At 66.3% G+C, this 4,619-nt stretch carries 3 protein-coding genes; 2 read left to right on the forward strand and 1 reads right to left on the reverse strand.

Going from position 1 to position 4,619, the window contains the following annotated elements; translation table 11 throughout:
* The first annotated feature begins 137 nt into the window (after nt 1-137).
* Entirely contained in the window at nt 138-491 is a 354-nt protein-coding gene (locus DLJ49_RS20775) for a DUF6880 family protein (protein WP_115395421.1), read from the forward strand.
* Between the two features lie 319 nt (nt 492-810).
* Here DLJ49_RS20775 and DLJ49_RS20780 read toward each other — a convergent pair whose 3' ends face one another.
* Nucleotides 811-1,938: an ATP-binding protein gene (locus tag DLJ49_RS20780; RefSeq protein ID WP_115395422.1), complete on the reverse strand. Its 1,128-nt coding sequence runs from the start codon at nt 1,936-1,938 to the stop codon at nt 811-813.
* Nucleotides 1,939-2,582: 644 nt separating this feature from the next.
* On the opposite strand from DLJ49_RS20780, the gene DLJ49_RS20785 reads away from it, so the two are divergent.
* On the forward strand, nt 2,583-4,043 hold the full coding sequence (locus tag DLJ49_RS20785) for an alkaline phosphatase D family protein (protein WP_199533471.1): 1,461 nt from the start codon (nt 2,583-2,585) through the stop codon (nt 4,041-4,043).
* Nucleotides 4,044-4,619: the final 576 nt, after the last annotated feature.

Genomic DNA, 4,619 nt, shown 5'->3' on the forward strand with positions numbered 1-4,619 from the left:
CCACATAGCTGAACAGCGACCCGCTCGCCTCGTCTGTCCCGCGCATGACCGCCCCCCTCGTGACCCGGAAAGGGTGAATCATGTCCTCAAACCCGTGTCGAGGCGGCCTTTTTCAGCGGCCTGTTAGGTGCGCGAGCATGCCGTGCCTATGGTTCTCGACGGCGCGGGCAAGCGCGGCTCCGCGGCAGGCGGTAATCTCTATTGCCACGAAGATCGGTTGCTCGGCGAACACGCTGAACGACCGGGTCAAGAATGCCGAGGTCGACAGCGGCCGTCGCGCAGGCCTCCCCGCTGAGGTGTCGCAGGATCCCGCATCCATTGCGGACAACGTGTTCGATGCGCTTCAGGACAGCGGCTACGGACAGGTCGACGGTTCCGTGCGCGCTCTTGCGCCAGCCCTCGGCCCGCCAGGGCTCTACCAATTGAAGGCGCAGGCCGGCTTCCGGACCCGCGCCGACGATCTCGCGTGTCTGACGATCTCGCGCGTCTAACAGGCTGCTGAAGAACGTTCTGGATAGCGCTCGCTCGTCGAGCAAACCGATCCCCGGCACGGCGGTCGGCCACCAGCTCGACGAGAGATCGTGAAAAATCGCCCGATTTTCGAGCGTGTCTCCGGGGCGAGAGTTTTTCAGCAGCCTGCTAAGGTTAACGGCGCGATACGCCACATTTCCAGCGGCGCTCATCCCTCCCATGCCGCAACGTTTCGCGCCGGGCGGTTGCGGCCGCCTTCCTGGTGGCACGCGTTTCCTGACCGGGGGAGCGGTCGCCGCATCTTTTACGGCCCAGGGGAGGACTGCAAACCGACCCAGGTCACCGGTCTTGTGATTTCTTGCGACGGTGCATGTCCAGCATGTCCTGGTTGTCGACGGCATACCGCCCCGCACCGGGCTGCCACACGAGTTCCTTCTCGACGAGGGTCTTCATCGCCTGCTGAACCGCGCTCTTGCTCACGCTCTTCGCGCCGGCCCGTCGCGCAACATCCTCGAGCGCCGGCTTCGAGAAGGGCGAAAACCCCTCCCCGCCGTCCATCAGCGCCTCGAAGAGGGCACGCTGCACCCTGGAAAGGCTGTCCAGCTCCGCCTCGAGGCTGCCCCACGATGCGGCGCGCACCGCCTCCGCCCGGCGCCGCAGGTTGAGCTTCTCCCCCGAGAGCGCGGCCTCGAATATCTCGTCGCGCACCGCCTGCATGAAAGCCTCCGGCCGGTGCATCAGGATCTCGAAGGCGGCGACTCCCTCATCGATCGGGATCGAGACATTCTGCGCGGTGGCGAGCTGTTCGAGGAGGGTTCGCACGAAGCTTTCGCCGAGCACCGGGAAGTCTTGCACCGAGCCGCCATAGAACGGCGCCCGCGCGCTGAGCACCAGTTCGGCGAGCTTGCTGCGATGCGAGCCGGTCATGATCAGGAAGAGCCTCGGCCCATCCTCCCCGAGGTTCATCGCGTCACGCGCGGCCTTGAGCGCGAACATCGCGTCCATGCCGCCTTCGGAGACGAGCGCCTGCTGGGCCTCGTCGACCACCAGGACCACGTCCCGGCCGACCCCGGCACCGATGCGCTCCAGTCCCTCCGGGATGGTCCCCGAGAAAGGCTCGAGATCCGCCAGCGCAACCGAAAAGCCAAGCGCGGAGATCCGCCGCAGGCGCGAGCGGTCAAGCGCCTTCTCCGCCGAGCCCTTGAGGTCATCGATCGCCTGGCCGATGCGGCGCCTGAGGATGTCGGACGGGTCCCTGCTTCGGTCTTCCCAGAGGTCGACCACGATAGGGAACTTGTCGGCTTCCAGGACTGCGGGCACGAGATCACGGCGCAGAAAGGTGGTTTTCCCCGTGCGCCGCGGGGCGGCGAGGTGCAATCCCGATAGCGCTCCGAAGATCGGATCCGGCGTCATCTGCTTGACGATAGAGGCTGCCAAATCGGGGCGCGGGTAGTGAAAGACGTCCAAGTATATCTCCGGTATAGCGTAAACTATAATGGTATAAAAAACACAATACCGCTCCATACCGCGATGTCAACGTCCGCCCCGATGTCTGCCCGGGTCCAGAAAGACCAGGGGATGCGCCCCGGCAGCGGGCGAGGTGGCGCCACCTCTCTCGACAGGCAAGCTCACGCCGAACGCGCTGCCGCGCCTGGCCGAAACCGGCACGCGCGCCGCGGATGCGTTCCGCGCCAGAATGCCGGTCTACAGCCTCGAAGACCTTGGGTTCTACGCCCGACTCGCGGGGGTCGCCCTGCGCGAGTTGCGCTTCACCGAGACCCATGTGGTTGCCGTCCTCGATCAGCGGTTCCGTCGTCGCCGAGATCCTGAAATGGGTTTTCGTCCTCGCGGGCTCGCTTCTCTATGCCGTCGGTCTTTTCGCCGGCCATGGCCGCCCGCCGGCGCGATCGTGAACGCCGCTCTGCCGCGCCGGGGTCTCATCGGCCTGATCATGCCCTGGCTCTCGATATCTCCCTGCCCTTCCAGGCGAGCGCTGCCAACACCCCGCGACCCTGAATACCGGCCCCTCCCCGGAAGCCCGGTGACACTCTATCTCCATCCCCTGCGGCTCGTGCCCCCCGCTGGAGAAGCAGGCCAGGAAAGGATATACCATGGGCGAGATCGCCGACCAGATCATCGACCAGACCTCCCCGCCCCCTGTCGGCCCGGTCCTGTTTCTCGACGATCTCGAAGACAGGCAGATGTTGCTGTCCGCCCTGTTCATCACGGCACGGGGCGAGACGGTGCCGCCGATCGACCTGCCGCATGGCGAAGCGCGTGCCGCGCGTTTGGCGGACTACGAGCATGCCACCGTCTGGCGCGCGCGCTTCACGCTCCCGGCCGATCGCCCGTCGGAATACTTGTGGAACGGGATGACCTACGAGGTCGCGGGTGACCTCACGGGCGATCTGCGACTGGCCTATGTCTCCTGCAACGGCGAGGAAGTGGGGGACATGGGCCGTGAGGGCTCCGAGCGGAACGCCATGTGGGCCCGGCTGCGCGACGAGCATAGCCGAAAGCCCTTCGCGCTGATGCTGCATGGCGGCGACCAAGTCTATGCCGACGAGGTGACCGAGGGCCACGACCTCAGCCACGACTGGCCGGAACGAATCCCACGCGATCCCTCGCGTGCGGCGCTGGACGATCTGCGCCACCACCTGCGCGAGCGGTTCCTCGAACGCTACGCCGCCCTCTATGCCGCGCCTCAGTTCGCCTGGCTTGCGGCGCGGGTGCCGTCGCTCATGCAGTGGGACGACCACGACATCTGCGACGGCTGGGGGTCGCTGAGGCGGTCGCGCACCTATTCTCCGGTCGGCCAGACCCTTTTCGCCGTGGCGCGAGAGAGTTTTCTCGTCTTCCAGCACGCGGCCACCGACGGTGACCTGCCCGCCCGCTTCGCGGACCCCGAGGGCCGGCATCTTGGCTGGGCCCTGCATGCGCCGGACCTCCGCATTCTCGCGCCCGACCTCAGGACCGAGCGGACACGCCGGCAGGTCATGGGGCCGGGCGGATGGGCGATGATGGAGGCCGAGGCGCAACGGCCGGTACAGGGCCACACCCTGCTGATGTCCAGCGTTCCCTTGCTGGGGCCCCGCCTGTCGCTACTCGAGGCAATCATGGTCCTGATCCCGCGGATGCAGGAATACGAGGACGACCTGCGCGACCAGTGGCAAAGCCGCGCCCACCGCGACGAGTGGCGCCGGATGCTGCGGCTGGTGCGCGACCTCGCGCGGCGGGACGGACACGACATCACGGCGGTCTCAGGCGAGATCCACCTCGCGACCCGCGCCGTCATGAACCTTGGCGACGGGTTGCACCTCAACCAACTGGTCGCGTCCGGCATCGCGCACAGGGCGCCGCCCAAGGGCTGGGCGCGGTTTCTTGGCGCCCTCTCCTGGTTGGGCGAGGATCCACTGCCCGAGCATCCGATCCGCGTCGAACGACTGCCGGGGCAGCGCAACCGATACGTCGCCGAGCGCAACTACCTTCTGATCGAACGCTGCGGCGGGGCCTGGAGTGCGCGATGGGATCTTGAAACGAGCGGCATGACCGCGTCATGGGCCTTAAGCTGAGCCACGGGGGAAACACCGTTTCTCTGCTCCGCACCCATCCTGGCATCCCGGCCGCTGTGGGTCGGCCCTTGATAGCGTCCCTCCTGTACCGGTTCTCTGATTGGTGCGTTGTCAAGCGGATGAGCGATTTGTCCGTCCGGGCTCATGGTTCTCTCCGAGGTCGAGTGCTTCTCGCCTCCGTCGGAGACGGCAGGATCACGCGGCCATACGCGCGCCGGACGACCCGGCTTCAGGAGCGGGTCGCGCTCTATCGGCCTGACCCTTGGCGGCCGGTGTGGATCGGCTCTGAACTGGCACCCCACCTCACTTGGTCGTAAGCAGTTGAAGACGCCGCATTTTCGAGGCAATCGCGCGATCCCTATCGGCGCCGATCGGGACCCCGTGCAGGGCGCGCTTTACCTTGCGTTTTCCAAGGCTTGGACCGAGGCTGACAGGGGTCACCATTCAAAACGCTGAGGTAATTGCTGCCGGCGCTTCCCATGACCGGCGACATCGCCACGATAGCCGGGATCAGGCCCCAATCGAGGATACCGCAATGAAACAGTATGTCGGGCTGGACGTGTCGCAGAAGGAGAC

Source organism: Rhodovulum sp. 12E13, from assembly GCF_003340565.1.
In the GTDB taxonomy this organism is placed as follows: Bacteria; Pseudomonadota; Alphaproteobacteria; order Rhodobacterales; family Rhodobacteraceae; genus HLUCCA09.

Coding starts and splice junctions, on each gene's coding strand:
- DLJ49_RS20775 (WP_115395421.1), top strand. CDS start 138: ATGCCGTGCCTATGGTTCTCGACGGCGCGGGCAAGCGCGGCTCCGCGG.
- DLJ49_RS20785 (WP_199533471.1), top strand. CDS start 2,583: ATGGGCGAGATCGCCGACCAGATCATCGACCAGACCTCCCCGCCCCCT.